The 24,297-nt window shown below is 64.9% G+C and carries 21 protein-coding genes; 16 read left to right on the top strand and 5 right to left on the bottom strand.

From position 1 onward, the window contains the following. Nucleotides 1-357: 357 nt before the first annotated feature. The 5 genes from ACFFWD_RS39595 (at nt 358) to ACFFWD_RS39615 (ending at nt 6,251) form a co-directional block, all read left to right on the top strand. Entirely contained in the window at nt 358-2,676 is a 2,319-nt protein-coding gene (locus ACFFWD_RS39595) for a bifunctional salicylyl-CoA 5-hydroxylase/oxidoreductase (RefSeq protein ID WP_376974820.1), read from the top strand. Next, entirely contained in the window at nt 2,673-3,452 is a 780-nt protein-coding gene (locus ACFFWD_RS39600; RefSeq protein WP_376974821.1) for an SDR family NAD(P)-dependent oxidoreductase, read from the top strand. The genes ACFFWD_RS39595 and ACFFWD_RS39600 overlap by 4 nt, the downstream gene beginning before the upstream one ends. Before the next feature lie 12 nt (nt 3,453-3,464). Next, the gene (locus tag ACFFWD_RS39605) at nt 3,465-4,304 is read left to right on the top strand and encodes an enoyl-CoA hydratase family protein (protein WP_376974822.1); all 840 of its coding nucleotides are present in this window, start codon (nt 3,465-3,467) and stop codon (nt 4,302-4,304) included. A gap of 1 nt (nt 4,305) precedes the next feature. Further along, the gene (locus tag ACFFWD_RS39610; RefSeq protein WP_376974823.1) at nt 4,306-4,701 is read left to right on the top strand and encodes a RidA family protein; all 396 of its coding nucleotides are present in this window, start codon (nt 4,306-4,308) and stop codon (nt 4,699-4,701) included. Between the two features lie 308 nt (nt 4,702-5,009). Further along, on the top strand, nt 5,010-6,251 hold the full coding sequence (locus ACFFWD_RS39615) for a flavin-dependent oxidoreductase (RefSeq protein ID WP_376974824.1): 1,242 nt from the start codon (nt 5,010-5,012) through the stop codon (nt 6,249-6,251). Nucleotides 6,252-6,266: 15 nt separating this feature from the next. Here ACFFWD_RS39615 and ACFFWD_RS39620 read toward each other — a convergent pair whose 3' ends face one another. Further along, complete coding sequence (locus ACFFWD_RS39620) at nt 6,267-6,719, bottom strand: cupin domain-containing protein (RefSeq protein WP_376974825.1); 453 nt, start codon at nt 6,717-6,719, stop codon at nt 6,267-6,269. A 21-nt stretch (nt 6,720-6,740) separates the two neighbouring features. Beyond that, nucleotides 6,741-7,907 (bottom strand): ABC transporter substrate-binding protein, encoded by a 1,167-nt coding sequence (locus tag ACFFWD_RS39625; protein ID WP_376974826.1) that lies wholly within the window; start codon nt 7,905-7,907, stop codon nt 6,741-6,743. A gap of 278 nt (nt 7,908-8,185) precedes the next feature. On the opposite strand from ACFFWD_RS39625, the gene ACFFWD_RS39630 reads away from it, so the two are divergent. From ACFFWD_RS39630 to ACFFWD_RS39640, 3 genes are all read left to right on the top strand, one after another. Then, nucleotides 8,186-8,680, top strand: a complete 495-nt coding sequence (locus ACFFWD_RS39630) for a MarR family winged helix-turn-helix transcriptional regulator (protein ID WP_376974827.1) — start codon at nt 8,186-8,188, stop codon at nt 8,678-8,680. Between the two features lie 4 nt (nt 8,681-8,684). Next, a complete protein-coding gene (locus ACFFWD_RS39635; protein WP_376974828.1) occupies nt 8,685-9,500 on the top strand; it encodes an alpha/beta hydrolase in 816 nt (271 codons plus the stop codon). 134 nt (nt 9,501-9,634) lie between these two features. After that, nucleotides 9,635-11,278 (top strand): AMP-binding protein, encoded by a 1,644-nt coding sequence (locus ACFFWD_RS39640; RefSeq protein WP_376974829.1) that lies wholly within the window; start codon nt 9,635-9,637, stop codon nt 11,276-11,278. A gap of 15 nt (nt 11,279-11,293) precedes the next feature. Here ACFFWD_RS39640 and ACFFWD_RS39645 read toward each other — a convergent pair whose 3' ends face one another. After that, nucleotides 11,294-12,829, bottom strand: coding sequence for a DHA2 family efflux MFS transporter permease subunit (locus ACFFWD_RS39645; protein WP_376974895.1), 1,536 nt, complete (start codon nt 12,827-12,829; stop codon nt 11,294-11,296). Between the two features lie 85 nt (nt 12,830-12,914). After that, nucleotides 12,915-14,114, bottom strand: a complete 1,200-nt coding sequence (locus ACFFWD_RS39650; protein WP_376974830.1) for an HlyD family secretion protein — start codon at nt 14,112-14,114, stop codon at nt 12,915-12,917. Between the two features lie 161 nt (nt 14,115-14,275). Here ACFFWD_RS39650 and ACFFWD_RS39655 point away from each other — a divergent pair, with 161 nt between their 5' ends. The 5 genes from ACFFWD_RS39655 to ACFFWD_RS39675 all read left to right on the top strand — a co-directional run bounded on the left by ACFFWD_RS39655 (nt 14,276) and on the right by ACFFWD_RS39675 (nt 19,283). Continuing rightward, nucleotides 14,276-14,992: a TetR/AcrR family transcriptional regulator gene (locus ACFFWD_RS39655; protein ID WP_376974831.1), complete on the top strand. Its 717-nt coding sequence runs from the start codon at nt 14,276-14,278 to the stop codon at nt 14,990-14,992. Beyond that, nucleotides 14,992-15,414, top strand: coding sequence for a DUF6841 family protein (locus tag ACFFWD_RS39660; protein WP_376974832.1), 423 nt, complete (start codon nt 14,992-14,994; stop codon nt 15,412-15,414). Before ACFFWD_RS39655 ends, ACFFWD_RS39660 begins: the two co-directional genes overlap by 1 nt. 275 nt (nt 15,415-15,689) lie before the next feature. Beyond that, the gene (locus ACFFWD_RS39665; protein WP_376974896.1) at nt 15,690-17,951 is read left to right on the top strand and encodes a TonB-dependent siderophore receptor; all 2,262 of its coding nucleotides are present in this window, start codon (nt 15,690-15,692) and stop codon (nt 17,949-17,951) included. 13 nt (nt 17,952-17,964) lie between these two features. Next, nucleotides 17,965-19,095: a PepSY-associated TM helix domain-containing protein gene (locus ACFFWD_RS39670; RefSeq protein WP_376974833.1), complete on the top strand. Its 1,131-nt coding sequence runs from the start codon at nt 17,965-17,967 to the stop codon at nt 19,093-19,095. Then, nucleotides 19,092-19,283, top strand: coding sequence for a hypothetical protein (locus ACFFWD_RS39675; RefSeq protein WP_376974834.1), 192 nt, complete (start codon nt 19,092-19,094; stop codon nt 19,281-19,283). Before ACFFWD_RS39670 ends, ACFFWD_RS39675 begins: the two co-directional genes overlap by 4 nt. Here ACFFWD_RS39675 and ACFFWD_RS39680 read toward each other — a convergent pair. After that, nucleotides 19,280-20,206, bottom strand: a complete 927-nt coding sequence (locus tag ACFFWD_RS39680; protein ID WP_376974835.1) for a LysR family transcriptional regulator — start codon at nt 20,204-20,206, stop codon at nt 19,280-19,282. The two genes, ACFFWD_RS39675 and ACFFWD_RS39680, sit on opposite strands and share 4 nt — an antisense overlap. 161 nt (nt 20,207-20,367) lie before the next feature. On the opposite strand from ACFFWD_RS39680, the gene ACFFWD_RS39685 reads away from it, so the two are divergent. Genes ACFFWD_RS39685 through tkt form a run of 3 tightly spaced genes read left to right on the top strand, consistent with a single transcriptional unit; the run spans nt 20,368 to nt 24,293 of the window. After that, entirely contained in the window at nt 20,368-21,399 is a 1,032-nt protein-coding gene (locus tag ACFFWD_RS39685; RefSeq protein ID WP_376974897.1) for a class 1 fructose-bisphosphatase, read from the top strand. Between the two features lie 9 nt (nt 21,400-21,408). Next, nucleotides 21,409-22,284 (top strand): phosphoribulokinase, encoded by an 876-nt coding sequence (locus tag ACFFWD_RS39690; protein ID WP_376974836.1) that lies wholly within the window; start codon nt 21,409-21,411, stop codon nt 22,282-22,284. Next, entirely contained in the window at nt 22,281-24,293 is a 2,013-nt protein-coding gene (gene tkt, locus ACFFWD_RS39695; RefSeq protein ID WP_376974837.1) for a transketolase, read from the top strand. The genes ACFFWD_RS39690 and tkt overlap by 4 nt, the downstream gene beginning before the upstream one ends. Nucleotides 24,294-24,297 lie beyond the last annotated feature (4 nt).

Here is a 24,297-nt window from a genome sequence, read left to right on the forward strand (position 1 = left end):
GAGAGGAGAGGGCGGAACGAGATGCAAAGCTCGGACAAATCGTGTCGCGAGAATGCGATCTCACATCCTCACCGCTGTTTGACAGTTGAACCCGAAAACCAACGCCACGTCGTCCCGGGCTTGACCCGGGACCCATAACCCCAAATACCAATTGTTGCGCGACGCTGGGACAACAGCTCATTCCAACAACGCGATCCTGTGGTTATGGGTCCCGGCGTTCGCCGGGACGACGGCGGTGAGCGCGGCAGGACCGCCCTTGACAATTATTTTAAGTATAAAATAATATCCGGCATCGGCCCATGGGGAACGCTGCCCGCGCCAGGACCCTCCGGCCGCCGAAGCTAACGGGAGAACGCCATGCGCATCGTTTGCATTGGAGGCGGGCCGGCCGGGCTTTACTTCGGCATCCTGATGAAGATGCTGGATCCCGCGCACCGGATCTCCGTGGTCGAGCGCAACCGGCCCTACGACACGTTTGGCTTCGGCGTCGTGTTCTCGGACGCGACCATGGACAACATGCGCAAATGGGATCCGGTCACATCAGAGACGATCGAGCAGGCCTTCAACCACTGGGACGACATCGAGGTCCTGATCAAGGGCCGGCGCATGCGCACCACCGGCCACGGCTTTGTCGGCATCGGCCGCAAGCGGCTGCTCAACATCCTGCAGGCGCGGGCCGAGGAGCTCGGCGTCGAGCTGATCTTCGAGCGCGAGGTGAATTCCGACCTCGAGTTCCCCGACGCCGACCTGATCGTCGCCGCCGACGGCGTCAACTCGAGGATCCGCAACAAATATGTCGAGACCTTCCAGCCCGACATGCTGACGCGGCCGAACCGCTATATCTGGCTCGGCACCAACAAGCAGTTCGACGCCTTCACCTTCGACTTCCGCAAGACCGAGCACGGCTGGTTCCAGGCTCATATCTACAAGTTCGAAGAGGGCGCCTCGACTTTCATCATCGAGACCACCGAGGAGGCCTATCTCGCCCATGGCCTCGACAAGATGGACCAGGATGCCTCGATCGCGTTCTGCGAGAGCGTGTTCTCCGAAATTCTTGAAGGGCATCATCTGGTCTCCAACGCGCGTCACCTGCGCGGCTCGGCCTGGCTGTCCTTCCAGCGATTGATCTGCGGCAAGTGGTCCGTGTTCAATGGCTCGAGCCATGTCGTGCTGATGGGGGACGCCGCTCACACCGCGCATTTCGCGATCGGCTCGGGCACGAAGCTCGCGCTTGAGGATGCAATCGAGCTGACCAACCAGTTCAAAAAACATGGCGCCGTCAAGCAGAACATTCCCGCAGTGCTCGCCGCCTATGAGGAGCTGCGCCGCGTCGACGTGGCGCGGATCCAGAACGCCGCGCGCAACGCGATGGAATGGTTCGAGGTGGTCGGCTCCCGCTATGCCGATACGCTGGAGCCCGAGCAGTTCATGTATTCGCTGCTGACCCGCTCGCAGCGCATCAGCCACGAGAATTTGCGCCTGCGCGACAAGGACTGGCTCGAAGGCTATGAGCGCTGGTTCGCCGAGAAGAGCGGATTGCCCGAGACCAACGACCGCGTCACGCCGCCGATGCTGACGCCGTTCCACATCCGCGGGCTGTCGCTCGACAACCGCATCATCGTCTCGCCGATGGCGATGTATTCGGCCGAGGAGGGCGTGCCGAACGACTTCCATCTCGTGCATATCGGCTCCCGCGCGCTCGGCGGTGCCGGGCTGCTGTTCACCGAGATGACCTGCGTCTCGCCGGAGGCGCGGATCACGCCCGGCTGCTGCGGCCTTTGGAACGACGAGCAGGCTGCGGCCTACAAGCGGATCGTCGATTTCGTGCATCGTAATTCGCAGGCCAAGATTGGCCTCCAACTCGGCCATTCCGGCCGCAAGGGATCGACCCGCGTGGCCTGGGAAGGCATGGACGTGCCGCTGCCCGAGGGCAACTGGCCGGTGGTCTCGGCCTCGGCCGTTAAGTATCTCCCCGACGGCCACGTGCCGACGCCGATGACCCGCGCCGAGATGGACGAGGTTCGCGAGCAATTCGTCGCGGCTGCCAGGCGTGGCGTGAAGGCCGGCTTCGACATCCTCGAGCTGCATTGCGCCCACGGCTATCTGCTGTCGAGCTTTCTCTCGCCGCTGACCAACCGCCGCACCGATGCGTACGGCGGATCGATCGCAAATCGCGCGCGCTTTCCGCTGGAGGTGTTCCGCGCCATCCGCGCGGTGTGGCCGGAGGACAGACCGATGTCGGTGCGGCTCTCCTGTCACGACTGGGCGGAGGGCGGCAATACGCCGGAAGACGCGCTCGAAATCGCAAAGCTGTTCAAGGCCGAAGGTGCCGACCTGATCGACTGCTCGTCGGGGCAGGTGTGGGCCGACGACCACCCGATCTATGGCCGGCTCTACCAGACCCCGTTCGCCGACAAGATCCGCAACGAGGTCGGCATCGCCACCATCGCGGTCGGCGCGATCTCGGAGGCCGACCACGCCAATTCGATCATCGCCGCCGGCCGCGCCGATCTCTGCGCCATCGCGCGCCCGCATCTTGCCGACCCGGCCTGGACGCTGCACGAGGCCGCCAAGATCGGCGTGAAGGCGATCGCCTGGCCGAAGCAGTATCTGTCGGGCAAGTCGCAATATGAGGCCAATCTGGAGCGAGCTGCGGCGGCGGGAGGGAAGTCATGACGAGCTTCTGGCCCAACGGGCACGCATTTGTCACCGGCGCCGGTTCCGGCATCGGTGCCGCGACGGCGATTGCGTTGGCAAAAGCCGGCGTGCGCGTCAGCGTCGCCGGCCGTCGGATCGAGGCCCTCAAGACCACCGCCGCGTCGCTCGGCGATCGCACCGGCGCCGTGGTCGCCATCGACGTGACGGACGAAGCCGCTGTCGCCAAAGGTGTTGCGCAGATCGAAGCGGACGCAGGCCCGATCGACATCCTCGTCAACAACGCCGGCAAGGCCGCCAGCGCGCCGTTCGACAAAACGGATACCGCGCTCTGGGCCGACATGCTGGCGAGCAACCTCTCCAGCGTGTTCCTGGTGACGCACGCCGTGCTTCCCGCAATGGCCAAGCGCGGACGCGGGCGCGTGATCAACGTCGCCTCGACCGCGGGGCTCACCGGCTACGCCTACGTCTCGGCCTATGTCGCCGCCAAGCACGGCGTCATTGGCCTCACGCGTGCGCTGGCATTGGAGTATGCGCGGCGCGGCGTCACCGTGAACGCGGTGTGCCCCGGCTATACCGATACGCCGCTGGTGGCGGATGCCACAGCCAACATCGTCGCCAAGACCGGGCGCAGCGAGGACGAGGCGCGCGCGGCGCTGGCCAAGGTCAATCCGATGCAACGGCTGGTGACGCCGGAGGAGGTGGCCGATGCCATCCTCTGGCTCGCCTCGGTGGGCGCATCGTCAATCAACGGACAAGCCGTGGCGGTGGCCGGCGGCGAAGTCCTTACCGGGTGAAGGAAAAACGTCATGTCTGAGATGAAAGCAAAGCTCCGTCCGTTCAAGGATTATCCCGCCAAGCATTTCCGCTGGTCGACCGACGCGACCGGCCGTGTTGCGACCATCACGCTGAACCGCCCGGACAAGAAGAACCCGCTGACCTTCGATTCCTACGAGGAGCTGCGGGACCTCTTCACAAATCTCAAATATGCGTCGGACGTGCGCACGATCGTGCTGACCGGCGCGGAGGGCAATTTCTGCTCCGGCGGCGACGTGTTCGAGATCATCGAGCCGCTGACGCGGATGGCGATGCCGGACCTGCTCGCCTTCACCCGCATGACCGGCGAGGTGGTGCGCGCGATGCGCAAATGCCCGCAGATCATCGTCGCCGCGATCGACGGCATCTGTGCCGGCGCCGGCGCGATGCTGGCGTTGGCTTCCGACCTTCGCCTCGCGACGCCGCAGGCCAAGACCGCGTTCCTGTTCACCCGCGTGGGACTGGCCGGCGCCGACATGGGCGCGTGCGGCCTGCTGCCGCGTGTGATCGGGCAGGGCCATGCGGCCGACCTGCTCTACACCGGCCGCGCGATGAGCGCCGACGAAGGCTTCGCCTGGGGCTTCCACAATCGCCTCGTGCCGGCGGCCGAGCTTTCCGCCGCGGCACATGAGCTGGCGCGTTCGCTCGCGGACGGGCCGTGGTTCGCGCATGGGGTGACAAAGACCATGTTCAACCAGGAATGGGCGATGGGCGTCGACGAGATGATCGAGTCGGAAGCACAGGCGCAGGCGATCTGCATGGTGACCGGCGATTTCCGCCGCGCCTTCGAGGCGTTTGCCGCCAAGCAGAAGCCGGCCTTTGAGGGCAATTGAGATGATCGAGATCCTGCAACCGGAAGGATGGGCGAAGCCGATCGGCTACGCCAACGGCGTGGCCGCGCGCGGCAAGCAGATCTTCATCGCCGGCCAGATCGGCTGGAACGCGCAATGCGTCTTCGAGACGGATGACCTCGTCGCGCAGATCAAGCAGACCTTGCAGAACATCGTCGCGGTCGCCGCCGCCGGCGGGGCAGGACCCGAGCACATCGTGTCGATGACCTGGTTCCTGCTCGACCGCAAGGAATACTCCGCCCGTCTGAAGGAGATCGGCGCGGTCTATCGCGACGTGATGGGCCGGCGCTTTCCGGCGATGACCGCGATCCAGGTCGCCGGCCTGATCGAGGACCGCGCCAAGGTGGAGATCCAGGCGATCGCAGTGGTGCCGGATTGATGGATGAACGCCCGTTCCAGTCCCGTCACCCCCGCGCAACGGCTTCGCCGTTGTCGCTGGAGGAGCGCGTAAGCGCGTCTCGAAGGGTGAACGGCCCGGCTGGTGGCCGTCGCCCTTCGAGACGCCGCTTCGCGGCTCCTCAGGGTGACGGGCATAGAGCGGAGTACGCTGAAGCAATGTTAAGCCTAAGCCCAATCATCGCGGGCCTGCACAGGTTCGGGCCGCCAAAGCCGCTTGCGGCCGGGCGAGGCGCCGTGCGACCCTAGGGAAAGCGTAAAAACGTCGTGTTTTGAGTGGAGTAGAGGACGATGAAGGCGATTATCGTCGGAGGCGGAATTGGAGGCCTCACCACCGCGCTGACGCTGCGTGCGCGCGGCATCAGTTGCGAACTTTACGAACAGTCCGAGACCATCCGCGAGCTCGGCGTCGGCATCAACACGCTGCCGCATGCGATCCGCGAGCTGGCCGGGCTCGGCTTGCTGGATAGGCTCGACGACGTCGCGATCCGCACCTACGAGCTGTTCTACCTGACGCGGCACGGCCAGCAGGTCTGGCACGAGAAGCGCGGGCTCGACGCAGGCTACGAGGTGCCGCAATTCTCGATCCATCGCGGCCGCCTGCAGGGTGTGATCCACCAGGCCGTGGTCGAGCGCCTCGGTGCAGATGCGATCCACACCGGCTGCCGGCTCGGCGCGTTCACGCAAGACGAGGGCGGCGTCTCGGCCTATTTCTTCGATCGCAGCGGCAGCCATGTCCACACCGCGCGCGGCGACATCCTGATCGGCGCCGACGGCATTCATTCCAAGGTGCGGCAGACGCTGTTCCCGGACGAAGGCGGGCCGTGCTGGAACGGGCTGATGCTGTGGCGCGGAGCGACGGACTGGCCGGCGTTCCTGACCGGGCGTTCGATGATCATCGCCGGCGGGTTGAACGCGAAGGCCGTGATCTATCCGATAGCGGCGGGATCGAGCCCGGCCAGCCGGCTCACCAACTGGGCGGTGCTGGTGAGGATCGGCGACGGCTCGTCGCCGCCGCCGCGCCGCGAGGGGTGGTCGAACCTCGGCCGGCGCGAGGAGATGATGCCTTACGTGACGAGCTTCACGATCCCGCAGGTCGATTTCACCGGCCTGATCAACGCGACGCCGGAGTTCTGGGAGTATCCGTGCTGCGACCGCGATCCGCTGCCCTACTGGTCGAACGGCCGCGTCACGCTGCTCGGCGATGCCGCGCACCCGATGTATCCGGTCGGCTCGAACGGCGCGTCGCAGGCTATTCTCGATGCGCGGTGCCTGGCGGACATGCTGGCGCGCGCGGAGCATCCGCGCCAGGCGCTGGTCGCCTATGAGCGGCAGCGCCTGCCGATGACCGCCGACATCGTCGCCTCCAACCGCCGCGGCGGGCCGGAAGGCGTGATCGACGCCGTCGAGCAACTAGCGCCGCAGGGCTTCACCGACGTCGACACCATCCTCAACTACGAGGCGCGCGAGGCGATCGTGCGCGGCTATGCCGCGAAGGCCGGCTTCGCCGCGCGCGTGGTGGCGCGGCAGTAGCAACCGGAGGGAGGGTTACGCCGGAGGCGGCGGCAGGAAGTGGATATTGTGTTCGGCGGCGAGCCGCACCACGTCATCCGGGTTCTGCTCCTTCATGTTGTGGATCGCCCAGAACAGGTCGTAGAGCCTCTTCGTCGGCGACACCCAGAACAAGGTCTTCGCCGGCTGCTGCGACTTGTTGAAGATGCCGTGCGGCTTGCCCATCGGCAAGCGCACGAGATCGCCAGGGGTCGCGGATTCATCGGCGCCGTCGAGCATGAAATCGAGCTTGCCCTCGAGGATGTAGAGGTACTCGTCCTGGTCGGGATGGATATGCGGAGGAACGAACGTGCCCGGCGGGAACGTCGCGTGCCAGGAGAAGGAATGTTCGGTACGGCTCTTCGGCACGTAGGTCTGGCCGAGGATGCTCCAGGAAATGCCCTGGATGCCCTCATTGGCGCGGGTGATGCCGGCGATCTCGTCTTTCATGACCATATTCTCTCCTGTGATCTACTTGGCTGCGCAGTCCTTGGCGTAGCGATCGCCGTAGTTCGAAAAGACCTTTTCCACGATCTCGGTCTGGAACTTGCCGTCCGGCCGCTTCGCGACCTTGGTGAGGTAGAAGTCCTGGATCGGATAGCCGTTGGTGTTGAACTTGAAGTTACCACGCAGCGAGGTGAAGTCGGCCTTCTTCAGCGCGGCGGCGACCGCGTCCTTGTTGGAGAGGTCGCCCTTTGTGGCCTTGACCGCGCTGTCGATCAGCATCGCGGCATCATAGGCCTGCATGGCGTAGGTGCCCGGGACGTTGTTGTAGGCGGCCTCGTAGGCGGCGACGAACTTCTTGTTCTGGGGATTGTCGAGGTTCGGCGCCCAGTTCGCGCCGCCGAACATGCCGACCGCGGCGTCCTGCTGCGCGGGCAGGGTGGATTCGTCGACGGTGAAGGCGGACAGCACCGGGACGGTGGCGCCGGCCTGCTTGTACTGCTTCACCAGATTGACGCCCATGCCGCCTGGCATGAAGGTGAACAGCGCGTCCGGCTTCAGCGAGGCGATCTTGGAGAGTTCAGGCTGGAAATCCAGCGTATTCAGCGGCGTGTAGGACTCCTCCACGATCTCGCCCTTGTAGTCGAGCTTGAAGCCCGAAACCGAGTCGCGGCCAGCCTGGTAGTTCGGCACGAGGAGGTAGAGGCGCTTGTAGCCGCGGTCCTGCGCGACCTTACCGAGGACCTCGAATGCCTGGTTGTTCTGGTAGGACGTCACATAGAAGAACGGGTTGCACTCCTTGCCGGCGTAGCTCGAGGGGCCGGCGTTCGGGCTGATCAGGAAGGTCTTGTTGTCGGTGACCGGGCGGTGGATCGCCTGCAGGATGTTGGAGAAGATCGGGCCGACCACGAAGTCGACCTTGTCGCGCTCCAAGAGGCCGCGCACCTTGGTGACGGCGCCGTCGGGCTTGAGCTCGTCATCGGCATTGATGATCTCGACGTCGCGGCCGGCCATCTTGCCGCCGAGGTCCTTGACCGCCAGCGCAAAGCCGTCGCGCACCTGCTGCCCCAACGTCGCCGCCGGACCCGATGTCGTCACCAACACGCCGATCTTGATCTTCTCCTGCGCGAGCGCAGGCGTCATCGCGACCCCGAGCAGGGCTGCCAGTCCCGCCAATTTCATCCGTTGTTTCATGTTGCTCCCCCGACCCTTGTTCTGACGCTTGGGCCGCAGCTTATTCTGACGACCGCGAATGCTGCAAGCGATGTGGCGTTGCGTCAGCAAGAACCCCGCCTGCCAAGCCGGCGTCGCCCATGCAAGCGTCGCGCCAATTGCTTGAAGATTAAAGAATTTGTCAAAATCGACCGGCGAATTCGCCTCGATTCGCAATTGTCCTTGCAGCTTGCGCAAAATTGCTTGAAGCTCAAAACAATCGGTTTGACCGGGTTTAGCCGCAGAGGCGCGATCGCCGCATGATCCTCGATTCCGAAACCAAAGCCGTCGAACTGCCCGATGACCATGGCACCGAACTGCGGCTGTGGCTCAGGCTCCTGACCTGCACGACCCTGATCGAAGGGGAGGTGCGCAGCCGGCTGCGCGAGAAGTTCGACGTCACATTGCCGCGCTTCGACCTGATGGCCCAGCTCGACAAGGTCTCGGACGGCATGACGCTGTCGGACCTGTCGAAGCGGATGATGGTCTCCAACGGTAACGTCACCGGGCTGGTCGAACGGCTTGTCGAGTCCGGCCATCTCGATCGGCGGACGTCGGAGACGGATCGCCGCGTGCAGTTCATCCGGCTGACGAAACTCGGCCGCGCCGAGTTCCGCAAGATGGCCGCCGAGCACGAGAAGTGGATCTCGGATATCTTTGGCGACCTCTCGCCGAAGGACATCCGTGAATTGATGCGACTGCTCGCCAAGGCCAAGGGCTCGGCGCAGCGCTCCGCCAAGGCGAGGACAGCGTAGCACCGTGACCGGGGTCGACTACGAGGTCGAATACAACAACCGTGCACGGGTGCCGGAAAACCCGGCGCTGATGGCCGGCTGGGCGAGGGACTCTGCGGCCTATCGCGAGCAGCACCCGCCGCAGCGCCTGACCTATGGTCCGGGCAGCCGCAATACCATCGACTTGTTCAAGGCTGACCGCGACGGCCCGCTCGTCGTCTTCATCCATGGCGGTTATTGGCAGGCCCTGGACGGTTCCTCCTCCAGTCACTGCGCGCGCGGGCTCAACGCCCATGGCATCAGCGTCGCGGTGCCGACCTATGACCTTTGTCCCAACGTCACGGTCAGCGACATCATCGGTCATATGCGCGCGGCGATGCGCGAGCTCGCGAAGCTCGGCCGTCCGCTCGTGGTCAGCGGGCATTCGGCAGGCGGACATCTTGCCGCATGCATGCTCGCGACGGACTGGCCGGCCTACGACGCGACGCTGCCGAGGAATCTGGTCACCGCTGCTTACGCAATATCCGGGTTGTTCGAGCTGGAGCCGCTGGTCGGGACCTCGATCAACAAGGCGCTCGGCCTCGACCGCGCCGCAGCACGGGCGGCGAGCCCACTGTTCTGGATGCCGCCCGCCGGCACGACGCTCGACGCTGTGGTCGGTGGCGCCGAGAGCGCAGAGTATCACCGGCAGAGCCGGACCATCGTCGAGGTCTGGGGCAGGGCTGGTGTGGCGACGCGGCTCGGCATCGTGCCTGATGCCAACCATTTCACCGCGATTGCGCCGCTTGCCGACCCGGATGCGCCGATGGTCCTGCGACTGAAGGAGCTCACACAGATGTAGCAGGTGATGGGGATTTTCCGATTTCCACTCTTGCGCCAAATTATTTTAAGTCTAAAATGATTTCCGGTTGGAACGCTGCCGGGTGTCCTCATATTGGTCTTGGCCTTTCTGGATAGAAAGCGAGGGGCAATAGCATGTCAGGTGAAATTCCCGGGCTTGGCCCGTCGGGTCACGTAGATGATTTCGCGCGGCGCAATCTGCCGCCATTCCATCAATGGCCGAAGCTTTTGCTCGACCGGCCGGAATTCCAGTATCCCGACTATCTCAACGTCGCGGTCGAATTGACCGACCGCATCGTCGAGAAGGGGATGGGCGACAACATCGCGCTGATCGGCAATGGCCGTCAGCGCACCTACAAGGAATTGACCGACTGGTCGAACCGCCTGGCACATGCGCTGGTGGAGAATTACGGCGTGAAGCCCGGCAATCGCGTGCTGATCCGCTCCGGCAACAATCCGGCGCTGGTCGCGGCCTGGCTCGCCGCGACGAAGGCAGGTGCGGTCGTCGTCAACACCATGCCGATGCTGCGCGCGGGCGAACTCGCAAAGATCGTTGACAAGGCGGAGATAGCGCTGGCGCTGACCGACAGCCGCATCGCCGATGAGCTGGTGGCCTGCGCCAAGACCAGCAAATTCCTCAGGCAGGTTGTCAATTTCGACGGCACCTCGAATCATGATGCCGAGCTCGACCGCATCGCGCTGAACAAGCCGGTGAAGTTCGAAGCGGTGAAGACCGGCCGCGACGACGTCGCGCTGCTCGGATTTACCTCCGGCACGACGGGTGAGCCGAAGGCGACGATGCATTTCCACCGTGACCTCTTGATCGTGGCGGACGGCTACGCGAAGGAAGTGCTCAAGGTGACGTCCGACGACGTGTTCGTCGGCTCGCCGCCGCTCGCCTTCACCTTCGGTCTCGGAGGACTTGCGATCTTTCCGCTGCGCTTCGGCGCCACCGCGACGCTGCTGGAGAACGCGGCGCCGAGCGAGATGGTCAAGATCATCGAGACCTACAAGGCGACGATCTGCTTCACCGCGCCGACCGCCTACCGGGCGATGATGGCGGCGATGGACAATGGCGCCGACCTGTCGTCGCTGCGGATCGCCGTCTCGGCCGGCGAGACGCTGCCGGCGCCGGTGTTCGAGAACTGGACCAAGAAGACCGGCAAGCCGATCCTCGACGGCATCGGCAGCACGGAATTGCTGCACATCTTCATCACCAACCGCGTCGGCAACGCGGTCGGAGGAACGACCGGGACGCCGGTCACCGGCTATGAGGCCAGGATCGTCGATGAGAACATGAATGAGCTGCCGCCCGGCACCGTCGGCAAGCTCGCGGTCCGCGGGCCGACGGGGTGCCGCTATCTCGCGGACGAACGGCAGACCAATTACGTTCGCGATGGCTGGAACATCACGGGCGATGCCTTCGTCAGCGATGAGAACGGTCGCCTGTCATTCGTCGCGCGCGCCGACGACATGATTATCTCGGCGGGCTACAACATCGCAGGCCCCGAGGTGGAGGCGGCGCTACTCGGCCATCCCGATGTCGCCGAATGCGCCGTGATCGGCGCGCCCGATGTGGAGCGTGGGCAGATCGTCTCGGCCTTCATCGTGCTCAAGCAGGGCGCGCGGTCCGACGACCTCGAGGTCAAGCTGCTGCAGGATCACGTCAAGGCAACGATCGCGCCGTACAAATATCCCCGTGCGATCTCCTTCGTCGAGGCGCTGCCCAAGACGCAGACCGGCAAGATCCAGCGCTTCAAGCTGCGCGAGGCGAGCTGAGGGGAGCCGGCGCGATCAGTGCGCGCCGCCGCCGCTCGCTGCGCCCTTCGGCTTCCCGGTCAGCAGGATCGCGATCGCCGCAAGGACCAGCACGATCCCGATCACGGCGAAGGTATCGCTGAAGCCCAGCACCAGCGCCTGGCGTTTGACGATGCCGCCGAGTGCCACGATCGCTTGATGGTGCGCGGTGGCCGGGTCGGTGACGCCGTGGGCCTGGAAGTAGGCGGCGATCTCGCCGATCCTGCTGCGCACCTCCTCGCGGCCGAGGTCGACCGACTGGCCGATAATATTGGAGTGGAACTGCTCGCGCTTGGTCACGATGGTGGCGAGCAGCGCGGTGCCGATCGCGCCGCCGAGGTTGCGCATCATGTTGGAGATGCCCGAGGCGGCGGCCGCATCCTGCGGCGCGACACTGCCGAGGCTGACCGCGCTGAGCGGCGCCAGCATCAGCGCCTGGCCGATGGCGCGGACGATGTTCGGGATGAAGAACTGGTCGCCGGAGTAGTCGAGCGACATCGCAATGTTCATGAAGGAGGAGACCGCGAACAGCATCATGCCGACGAAGGCGATGAAGCGCGCATCGAAGCGCTGCATCAGTTTCGGGACCAGCGGGATCAGCAGCAGTTGCGGCAGGCCGGTCCAGGCCAGCACCTGGCCGATCTGTTCGGCATTGTAGCGCTGCACCTGGCCGAGATAGGCGGGCAGGAGATAGACCGAGCCGAACAGCGCGAAGCCGACAAACACCGCCGAGATCGTGCCGAAACCGAAGCTGCGCTGGGTGAGCAGCCGGAGCCGGATCAGCGGCTTCTCCACCGCGAGCTCGATCCAGACGAACAGCGCCAGGCTGACGGCGGCGACGATTGCGAGTTTGACGATGAAGGGCGAGCCGAACCAGTCGTCCTTGTTGCCCTCCTCGAGCACGGCCTGCAGCGCGGAGAGACCGATCGCCATGGTAATGATGCCGAGCCAGTCCCCCTCCTTGAGGAGGCCGAGCTGCATCGGCTGCCGCTCGAGCGTTACAAAGAGCGTCGCGACCATCACCGCGGTCGGGATCACGTTAACGAAGAAGATGGTCTGCCAGCCGTAATTCTCGGTGAGGTAGCCGCCGATGGTCGGGCCGATCGCCGGCGCAAAGGTCACGGCAAGCGAGAACATGGCGAGGCCGATCGGCTGCTGCGGCTTCGGCAGCTTGGTGAAGACGAGCGTGAAGGCCATCGGGATCAGCACGCCGCCGAAGAAGCCCTGCAGGCCGCGCATCGCGATCATCGAGGGCAGGTCGTGGGTGAAGGCGCACGCGATCGAGAACACGGCGAACAGGGCCGCATGGCCGATCATGATCCTGCGGAAAGAAAACACGCGGCTCAGATAGTCGGTCAGCGGGATCACCACGATCTCGCCGATCAGGTAGGAGGTCGAGATCCAGGAGCCGTTGTCGACGCCGGTCCCGATGCCGCCCTCGATGTTGAGCAGCGAGGCGTTGGTGATCTGGATGTTGAGGATCGCCATGAACGCCCCGATCATGGCCGCGAGGGTCGAGACCCAGACGGCCATGCTGGCGCGATCGGGATTAGCGGCAGCGGGTGCCACGGCGGGGGGCGCGGACGCCGACGACGAGAGAGCAAGGTCGGACATGACATCACCTATTGGATGAGGCGACAGCGACTTTCGACGAGGTGTTGGAATGGGGTGCGTCCGCCGGACGCGACAGCGTCGCGATGGTCGGGATCACGGACATGCCCGGCCGCAACTCGACCGGTGTGGCGTCGAGCATGATCTTCACAGGGATGCGCTGCACGACCTTGGTGAAGTTGCCGGTCGCGTTATCGGGCGGCAGCAGCGCGAATTCCTGGCCGCTCGCAGGCGCGAGGCTGTCGACATGGCCGCGCACGACCTGTCCTGGGAACATGTCGACGGCGATTTCGACCGACTGGCCCTTGCGGACGTCGGTGAGCTGGGTCTCCTTGAAATTGGCAATCACGTAAGCCCCGGACGCCGGCACCAGTGACATCAGCTGCGTGCCGGCCTGGACGAACTGACCGGTGCGTAGCGTGCGGTTGCCGACGACGCCATCGATCGGCGCGGTGATCGTCGTATAGCCGAGATTGAGCTCGGCCTGGCGCTGCAAGGCGGATGCCCGCGCGGAAGCCGCGACGGCCTGGGCGATATCGGCCTTGAGCAGCTCCACCTGGCGCAGGGCGGAGGCGAGGTTCGCGGTGTCGCGCGCCACGGCGGCCTCAGCGCTGGCGTAGCGCGATTGCGCCTGCTGCGCGTTCTGGACGCTGCCGAAGCCGGTGCCGGCGAGGTCGGTGTAGCGCTTGTTCTCCTGTGCGGCGAAGGTTCGCGTCGCGGTGTCGACCGCGAGCGTCGCCCGGGCCGCCTCGATCACGGACTGCTGCACCTCGAGCTGGGCGCGCTTGCTTGCGATCGCAGCCTCGGCTGCGGCGACATCGGCCTTGGCCTGCTCCAGTGCGACCTTGAAATCGCGATCGTCGATCCGCGCCAGCACTTGGCCGGCACGCACATGCTCATTGTCGCCCACCAGCACGTTACTGAGATAGCCCGACACCTTCGGCGCGATCGTCGTGTTGTCGGCCTTCACATAAGCGTCGTCAGTGGAGACGAGGAAGCGACCGACGGTCCAATAGTCCCAGCCATACCAGGCAGCTCCGGCCAGCGCGGCTACCGCGGCGCTTGCGAGCAACAGGCGGCGGAGCTTGCCTTTCGCCTTGGCGGGGGGAGGGGTCGGCGCGGCAGTTGCAGGATTTGCGATCAATTGCTTGGCGGTGTCGGCCGGAACCTGGCTCTCGGCCTCAAAAGACGTGGAATGTTGGGGCATGGTGGCGCTCCTGATCCTTCTATCCATTTGTGAAGGCTTGCGAATTCTCGTTGCAGGGTGCTCGGACAATTAGGAAACTTGATGTTTTCCAAAATAGAGCCCATATAGGGTCTGTCAATGGAATGACAGGCATCATCTAAAAGCATGGCTCGGATGACGGGATGAGCACGAAAGGCAAAGAGCAGTCAGCGGGAGGCGCGCCGGCGCAGGCGCAGGAGCGGCGTGGCCGTGGGCGGCCGCAGCTGCGTTCCGACGATGAGACGCGCGCGGTGATCTACGAGGCCGCACGGCATGAGTTCGCGGAGCGCGGTTTCGCTGCGGCCAATATCGCTGATGTCGCCTGCCGCGCCGGCGTTTCCACCAAGACGCTCTACCGGCTGATTCCAACCAAGTTGGCGCTGTTCGAGGGCATGGTCACTGACCGGATGGATCGGTTCGTCTCGATCGTCAATCTCGGTGCATGCGACGAGCGCGATATCGAAGCTGCGCTGCGGGCGGCGTTGCTGGTCTGTGCCGATCTCGTGCTCGATGGCGAGGTCATCGCCCTGCAACGCATCATCCTGGCCGAGAGCGACAAATTTCCCGACCTCGCCGAGATGTTCTACGAGAAGGCCATGCAGCGCGCCATCGGTGCGCTGGCCGCGTGGCTGGACATCCAACGGAAGCGCGGACGGATCGTACTCGACGACAGTCAGTCGGCTGCGGGCATGCTGCTCGGCATGTTCGTGTTCCAGCCGCAGCGCGCCGTGATGTTCGGGCACAAGCCGCTGCCGCAGCGCGGCGAGCTCGAAGCGCGTGCCAGGGCCTGCGCGGCGCTGTTCCTGACGGGATGCGCCGTCCAGAGTGACCAAAGCCACAAGCCAAGTGGAGCCGCATGATGTCGGAGCCGGCCGCAACATTCAGCGTCGAGGCGCAGATTTCACGGGAAGACGAGGCGAGATGCGGGGGCGTGCTGACGCGCTGGATGGCTGCGCTCAATCGGTACGATGCTTCCGCGATGGACGCATTGATGCACTTCCCGCATGTGCGGATCGCCGGTGGCACCGTCACCGTCTACCAGCAGGCGGGCAACAACCCGATGGACCTGTTCGACCGCTTGCGCAAGCAGGACGGCTGGCACCACAGCGCGTGGAACGAGACGAAGCTTGTGCAATCCTCACCTGTGAAAGCGCACTACGCCGTCCGCTACACGCGCTACCGCGAGAACGGCTCGATCATCGGCGTCTACGATTCCCTTTACGTGCTGAGTCTGCTCGACGGCGCGTGGAAGATCCAAAGCCGGTCGAGCTTCGGACCCTAGATTGAGCAGGCTCGACGCGTCCTTTGTACGTGCGTACACGTATTCGGTGGGCAGCGAGTTCCGCCACCATCTATCACGATGCGCGTGGAAGCCCGTTGTCGCGCGGCAAACGCGTAACGCGCGATGCGCTCTAAGAGTTTTTCTAAGAGGTTTTCAATTAGAGGAATCTTCATTGCTCGCGTAACCGTCCAGCAGCGGCACGTCGTCGAAACAACAACAGCGGCGTGACAGGAACTCCGTTGCAGTTGGGATAGGGCGCGTTGAATTCAATTGGAATGTTGCGGATCGCCGCGTCGGCGTCCGTGTCCGCGTTGGCGTTATTGCCGCAGGCATCATTTGCGCAAACGACGGCGCCGTCGTCATCATCGGGCGTGCAGTCGCTGCCACCTGTCGTCGTTGCGTCTCCCGAACCACGGCGGCGTTCGACGGCTGGTGCGCCACGCCACATCCAGCGCGCAGCGCAGCCGCAGACGCCGCAAAAGCCGCCGCCGGCTCGCAATGCCGGTCTTGTCGAGAGCCCGCGCGGACCGATCCAGGGTTACGTCGCCAACCGCAGCTCCTCCGGGATCAAGACCAACACGCCGATCATGGAGACGCCGCAGTCGGTGTCCGTGGTTGGTCGCGATCAGATCCGCGATCAGAAGCCCGCGAGATTCGACGAAACGCTGCGTTATTCGGCTGGCGTTCTTGCAGGAACCTTCGGCCCGGATACACGCAACGACTGGTTCCTGATCCGCGGCTTCAAATCCGACGATGTTGGCCTGTTCCTCGACGGGTTGCAGCTGTTCTACACCTCCTATGCGAGCTGGAAGCTGCAACCGTTCAATCTCGAGCGTGTCGAGGTGCTGCGCGGGCCGTCGGCGGTGCTCTATGGCGGCTCCAGCCCGAGCGGCATCGTCAATGCGATCAGCAAGATGCCGCCAGCCGAGCCGATCCGCTACATCGAGGCCGGTGTCAACAATTTCGGCAATGCCTATGTCGGCTTCGATGTTGGCGGGCCGGTCGCGACGCAACCGCAGGACGGCAAGCTGTTCTATCGCGTCGTGGGACAGGTCCAGAACGGCGGCACCCAGGTCAACTTCACACCCGACAACAACTACTTCATCGCGCCGTCGGTGACCTGGAAGCCGGACGAAGACACCACCCTCACCGTGCTCGCGTCGGCCTCGCGGAACGAAGCGCGCAGCATCAACTTCCTGCCCTATGTCGGCACCGTCACGGACGCGCCGTTCGGTCGCATCCCGACAAAACTGTTCGTCGGCGATCCCACGATCGACAGATTCGCGCGCGAGCAGGAGATGCTCGGCTACCAGTTCGAGCGCAATCTCTCCGACAACGTCACTCTCCGCCAGAATGCCCGCTTCGCCCATGTCGACGTCACTTACCCGGGCCTGGTCGGCAATGGTTACACCAACATCGCGGCCGGCGACATCGGCCGCTACAACTGGTATGCGAAGAACACGGCCAATCAAGCCAACCTCGACAACCAGCTCGAATATCGATTCGATACCGGTCCGGTCAAACACACGACGCTGTTCGGCGTCGACCTGAAGGATTACCGGATCAACGACTACCAGATCTTCCAGTTCGGCACCACGCCGTCGATCAACGTGTTCAATCCGGTATACGGTCTCGGCAGCCTGCCGTTCACGACCACGCCGTTCCGCAACTTCATCATCAGCCAGCAGCAGCTGGGTACGTATCTGCAGGATCAGATGAAGTTTGGCGGCTTCACGCTGGTGTTGAGCGGCCGCAACGACTGGGTCTCGACCAGCCAGGATGATCGGCCGAGCGGCGTCACGCTGCTCAACCGTCACGACAGCAGGTTCAGCGGCCGCGCCGGGCTGATCTACAATTTCGACAACGGCCTTGCGCCCTACGTCTCCTATGCGACGAGCTACAACCCCGTGATCGGCGTCAATGCCGCGAACCAGCTGCTGCTGCCAGAGACCGGCCAGCAGACCGAGGTCGGCGTCAAGTTCCAGCCCAACGGCTTCGATGGGCACGTCACGGCCGCCTGGTTCGACCTGAAGAGGCAGAATGCGCTGACGACCGATCCCGGCAACGCGCTGCTGCAAACCCAGAGCGGCGAGGTCACGTCGCGCGGCTTCGAGCTGGAAGCCGTCGCCAACGTCATGCCCGGGCTGAAGCTGATCGGCGCCTTCACCGCCTACAATCTGTTCATCAGCAAGGATCTCAATCTGGCGCTGATCGGCAAGGCACCGACCAACACGCCGCGGCAGATGGCCTCGGTGTGGGGCGACTACACGTTCCAGCAGGGGCCGCTGAGCGGCTTCGGTTTCGGCGGCGGCGTGCGGTACGTCGGCTCCTCCTTTGCCGATCCCGCGAACACGCTGGCGGTGCCGTCGGTGGTGCTCGCAGATGCCGCTGTTCACTGCGAGTGGCAAGGCTGGCGCGCGGCGCTGAATGTCATCAACATCGCCGACACCATCTATGTCGCGAGCTGTGCATCGGCGACCGCCTGCTTCTACGGTGACCGGCGGCGGATCACCGCAAGCCTCGGCTACAAATGGTGACGGGGAGGGATGCTTGAAGGCGCGCACGGTTAGGATCTGGTCGCTGGTCCACACCTGGACCAGCCTGATCTCGACCGTATTCCTCCTCTTGCTCTGCCTCACCGGGCTGCCGCTGATCTTCCACCACGAGATCGACGAGGCGCTCGGGTATGCGCCGCAGCCGGAGGTGGCGGAGGGGCGGCCGCGTGCGCCCGCACAGGAGATCGTGCGCGCGGCGCTTGCGGCCGATCCGGGCCGTGTGATGCAGTACGTCTCCTGGGACAAGGACGAGCCCGGCATCGTCATGGGATTCACCAACACCGCACCGGACGGCAAGCCCGATGATGCCACCGTGCGCGCGTTCGATGCGCGCACGACAAAGCCGCTGGGGCTCGTCGGCGTCGGCCCGATGCTGATCGTGCTGAAGCTGCACACCGACATGTTCGCGGGGCAAGCCGGCAAGCTGTTCCTTGGTGCCATGGGCCTGTTGTTTGCGGTGGCGATTGTCTCGGGCGTGGTGCTGTACTGGCTGTTCACGCGCCGCCTGCGATTTGCCAACATTCGCGACCGATCCGCGCGTCGCGTGGCCTGGCTCGATTGGCACAACCTGATCGGCGTGGTCACCATCGCCTGGGCGCTGGTGGTCGGTCTCACCGGCGTCGTCAACACCTGGGCCGAGCTGATGCTGAACCAGTGGAAGGCGACCGAGCTTGCCGAGATGGTGAAGCCCTATGCCGGCAAGCCGCCGCCGGCGATGCTCGCGTCGCTTGATGAGGTGGTGGCGCATGCCAAGGCGGCCGCGCCGGGCATGGATGTGGCCTTCGTCGCCTATCCGGGGACGCCGTTCACCTCGTCGCATCACTATGCGGCGTTCATGCGCGGCGATACACCGCTGACCTCGCGCCTGCTTAAGCCCGTATTGCTCGACGGCGAGACTGCCGAGGTGTCGGACACGCGCGCGCTGCCGGCCTATCTGCAGGCGCTCCTGATCTCGCAGCCGCTGCATTTCGGCGACTATGGCGGCATGCCGCTGAAGATCATCTGGGCGATCCTGGACGTGCTGACGATCATCGTGATCGGCAGCGGCCTCTATCTCTGGTTGGCGCGGCGGCGGAAGCGAGGACGCGCAGCGGTTGCGGCGGGCCAGATGGCGTTGGCGCCATGAAGGCAGGACATCACCGGCCGCAGCGCTGGACGAACCTCGGCGTGCCGATCGTCATTGCCGGACTGACCACCTCCGGCCTGCTGGCCGCCCTGCTTTGCGGCGATCCCGGGCGCTATTTCTCCTGGGGCGCGGTCGCCTCGCCGGTGGCGATCGTCGCGTGGGCGTGGCTGCGCTTGCGATCTCGCTAGCGGGTGTTCGGCAGATAGCGCCAGCCGTCCTTGCCAAGGAAGTCCATCACCGCCTGCGCGGGCGGCAGCAGGATCTTGTCGGCGCGGCGGATCGCGTGCCACTGGCGGATGACCGGCAGGCCCTTCACCTTGAGCACCACGAGGCGGCCGTCCTCCAACTCGTGGAACACGGTGTGCTGCGAGATGAAGGCGACGCCGAGCCCGGCCATGACCGCCTGCTTGATGGTCTCGTTGCTGTCCATCTCCATGCCGATCTTCGGCGTCAGCTCCGCCTTCAGGAAGAACTGTTCCATCAGCATCCGCGTGCCTGAGCCGCGTTCGCGGGTGATGAAGGTCTCATCGGCCAGTTCGATCGGGGCGACGTGCCGGCGTCGCGCCAGCCGGTGGTCGGCCGCGGCGACGATGAAGTGCGGATGCCGGCCGAGCGGCCGCATCTCGACGTCCACGTCCGCGGGTGGCTGTCCCATGATGGCAATGTCGAGATCGTAGCCGCGCAGCGCATCGCGGATTTCCTCGCGGTTGCCGATCCTGAGCATGACCTCGATCTTGGGAAAGCGGCGCGAGAATGCCGCGATCGCATAGGGCACGAAATATTTCGCGGTGCTGACGGCGCCCATCGAGACGCGCCCGCCGCTGCGGCCCGCGATCAGGTCCAGCGACTGCTCGCAATCGAGCAGCGCGGCCTCGATCCGCTCGACCAGTGCCAGCACATGGGCGCCTGCATCCGTCAGCACGATGCCGTCGCCGGTACGCTGGATCAGGGGCATGCCTGCGAGCGCCTGGAGATTACGAAGCTGCAACGTCACCGCCGGCTGGGTGAGGTTGAGGCGGTTGGCGGCCGCGGTGATCGAGCCGGCCGCCTGCACGGCGGACAGCGCACGAAGCTGGCGGATCGTGAGGTCTCGCGCGAAGTGTCCGGCCATCGCAAGCTCCATAAGAAATACTTTGGCATCACCTAAGATAATAAAATTTCCCTAATTCGGCAATCCGCGCGTTGATAGCGCGGAAGGCGACCCCGGTTCGTGGGTCGCGCGATCACCGCCTCGGCGAAGAGGGCAGGATCAAAAGGGAGAGACCCGTGGATATCCGTCCTGCACTGCATGCCTATCTGGATTGGCCGACGCAGCACAATCCGACCCGCGCCGCCGCGGCGTCCGTCGTCGAGGCGCTGGCGCGCGCGGCGGTCGAGCTTGCGCGGATCATCGCGGCCGGTTCCCTTGCCGGCATCGCCGGCGAAAGCTGCGGCACCAATCCGGACGGCGATCGCCAGAAGGACCTCGATCTGGTCGCCGACCGCCTGATGCGCGACGCACTGCGCACGGCTCCGGTCGCAGCCGTGCTCTCCGAGGAGGCGGAACTGCCGGAGACGCTCGACGCCGACGCGCCGCTCTGCGTCGCGATCGATCCGCTCGACGGATCGGCCAATCTCGAAAACAACATCTCGGTCGGCACGATCTTCTCGATCAGGCCGAAGGGACGCGACATCATCTCGACCTTCTTCGAGCCCGGCACGGCGCAATACGCCGCCGGCTGCTTCATCTACGGTCCGCAGACCGTCCTGGTGCTGGCGTTCGACCAGTGTGTCGATTGCTTCACGCTCGATCCAGGGACCGGCGCGTTCGTCCTGACCGGGCGCGATCTTCAGGTTCCGCCCGATACGGCGGAGTTTGCCATCAATGCCTCGAACCGCCGGCACTGGAGCGGGGCGGTGCGAGGCTACATCGATGAGTGCCTCGCCGGCGTCAACGGCGCGCGCGGCCAGGATTTCAACATGCGCTGGATCGGCTCGCTGGTGGCGGAAGCCTACCGCATCCTGGTACGCGGCGGCGTGTTCCTCTATCCGGCCGACGCGCGCCCCGGCTATCGCGAGGGCCGGCTGCGGCTGCTCTATGAGGCGCATCCGATCGCGCTGATCATGGAGTGGGCGGGCGGCGCGGCCTCGAGCGGCCGGGCGCGTATCCTCGAATTGTCGGCACGCACGCCGCACCAGCGCGTGCCCCTGATCATGGGATCGGCGCGCGCCGTGCGCGACGTCGATGCGATTCACCAGACCGTCGAGCCCCTGTTCGAGAGCAGCGATGCCCCGCTGTTCGCGCGGCGCGGCCTGTTTCTCTGAGGGAAGCGCATGTCTCGTCGACATCCCATCATTTCGATCACGGGCTCGTCCGGTGCCGGCACGACCTCTGTGAAGAAGACCTTCGAGAACATCTTCCGCCGCGAGAACGTGGTCGCGGCCTATATCGAAGGCGACGCGTTCCACCGCTACGACCGCGCCGAGATGCGCAGCAAGATGTCGGAGGAGGCCGAGCGCGGCAACAAGCATTTCAGCCATTTCAGCCCCGAGACCAATTTGTTTGAGGAGCTCGAAAAGCTGTTCCGCGACTATGCCGAGACCGGCACCGGGACGACGCGGCACTATGTGCACGACGTGGAAGAAGAGCGGCTTTACGGCGCGAAGCCGGGAACTTTCACCGAATGGGAGCCGCTGCCGGAAAACTCGGATCTCCTGTTCTACGAGGGCCTGCATGGCGCCGTCGTTACCGACGAGGTCAATGTCGCGCAGCACGCCGATCTCAAGATCGGCGTGGTCCCGGTCATCAACCTCGAATGGATCCAGAAGCTGCATCGCGACCGCAGCCATCGTGGCTACTCCACGGAGGCGGTGACCGACACCATCCTGCGCCGCATGCCCGACTACGTGAACTACATCTGCCCGCAGTTCACCGAGACCGACATCAACTTCCAGCGCGTGCCGACGGTCGATACCTCGAACCCGTTCATCGCGCGCTGGATCCCGACGCCCGACGAATCGATGGTCGTGATCCGGCTGAAGAACCCGCGGGGCATCGATTTCCCGTACTTGCTGTCGATGATCCCGCACAGCTTCATGTCGCGCGCCAATTCGATCGTGATTCATGGCGCGAAGCTCGACCTTGCGATGCAGCTCATCCTCACCCCGCTGATCCTGCAACTGATCGAACGAAAGAGGCGAACGATATGACCGCGCTTGCGTCCATAGCCCGCCGCGCCGAAGTCGGCCATGCCGAGATGGCGAACGCCATCCGCTTCCTCGCCATCGACGCGGTGGAGCAGGCGAAATCCGGCCATCCCGGCATGCCCATGGGCATGGCCGATGTCGCGACCGTGCTGTTCTCGCGCTTCCTGAAGTTCGATCCCACCGATCCTTCCTGGCCCGATCGAGACCGCTTCGTGCTCTCGGCCGGCCACGGCTCGATGCTGCTCTACGCGCTGCTCTATCTGACAGGCTACGAGGCCATGACGATCGATCAGCTCAAGGCCTTCCGGCAATGGGGGTCGAAAACCCCCGGCCATCCCGAATATGGTCATACGCCTGGTGTGGAGACGACCACAGGCCCGCTCGGTCAAGGCATCGGCACGGCGGTCGGCATGGCGCTCGCCGAGCGGTTGATGAATGCGCGGTTTGGTGATGATCTCGTCGATCACTTCACCTACGTCATCGCCGGTGACGGCTGCCTGATGGAGGGCATCAGCCAGGAGGCGATCTCGCTCGCCGGGCATCTGCGGCTGAACCGGCTGATCGTGCTGTTCGACGACAATCGTATCTCGATCGACGGTGCCACCTCGCTGTCCTGCTCGGATGACCAGACCGCGCGGTTCGAGGCGAGCGGCTGGGACGTTTGCCGCATCGACGGCCACGATCCGCAGGCGATCGCAGCGGCGATCAAGCAGGCGAGGGCGAACGATCGCCCGTCGTTGATCGCCTGCCGCACCTTGATCGGCTTTGGCGCGCCGAACCGTCAGGGCAGCGAGAAGGTTCACGGCGCGCCGCTCGGCACTGAGGAGGTCGGCAAGACGCGCGCCGCACTGGACTGGCCTTATCCGCCGTTCGAGATTCCCGACATGGTGCTCGCTGATTGGCGCGAGATCGGTGCGCGCGGTCGCGACGCGCGCCGTGCCTGGCTCGAGCGCTCGCGGCAGGCCAGCAACGGGACACGTTCTCCGTTCCATGACGCGCTGAACCGAAAATTGCCGTGCGCCTATGCTGAGGCGATGACGGCGCTGAAGGCGCGCTTTGCGACCGAGCGGCCGAAGCTCGCGACACGCCAGGCCTCGCAGCAGGTGATCGACGTGATCGCGGAGGCGTTGCCGAACCTGCTCGGCGGCTCGGCCGATCTCACGCACTCCAACCTTACGCTGGCGAAGATGCAGGCGCCGGTGCGGCCGGACCAACTTGACGGCAGCTACATCCATTACGGCATCCGCGAGCACGGCATGGCGGCGGCGATGAACGGCATCGCCTTGCATGGCGGGTTCATTCCCTATGGCGGGACGTTCCTCAGCTTTGCCGACTACAGCCGCCCCGCGATCCGGCTCGCCGCGCTGATGGGCATTCGCGTCGTCCATGTGATGACCCATGACTCGATCGGACTCGGCGAGGACGGCCCGACCCACCAGCCGGTCGAGCATCTGGCCGCGTTGCGCGCCATTCCTAATCTGCTGGTGTTTCGCCCGGCCGATTCGGTCGAGACTGCGGAGGCCTGGGACTGCGCACTGAGGGCCGAGAGCTCGCCGTCGATCCTCTGCCTGTCGCGGCAGGCGCTGCCGACATTTCGCGACGGCGCAACGGACAACCAGGTCGCGCGCGGCGCTTACGTCGTCGTCGAGCCGGCGCTTGGGCGTGACGTCACCCTGATTGCAACGGGTTCGGAGGTGGCGATCGCGCTCGAGGCCGCAAAGCTGCTGGCGGAAGCAGGTGTGCAGGCCGCGGTGGTCTCGGCCCCGTGCTTCGACCTGTTCCGCCAGCAGCCGCGCGACTATCGCGCAACGGTGCTCGGCAGCGTCCCACGCGTCGGCGTCGAAGCCGCGGTGGAGGGGGATTGGGCGCGTTGGCTCGGCGAGCGCGGCGAGTTTGTCGGGATGACAGGCTTTGGCGCATCCGCGCCCGCCGACGTGCTCTACCGGGAATTCGGCATCACGCCGGCGGCGGTCGCCGCGGCGGCGACGCGTGTGATCCAGCGATCGATGTGAAAGG

The organism is Bradyrhizobium erythrophlei (genome assembly GCF_042430365.1).
Lineage (GTDB): Bacteria > Pseudomonadota > Alphaproteobacteria > Rhizobiales > Xanthobacteraceae > Bradyrhizobium > Bradyrhizobium erythrophlei.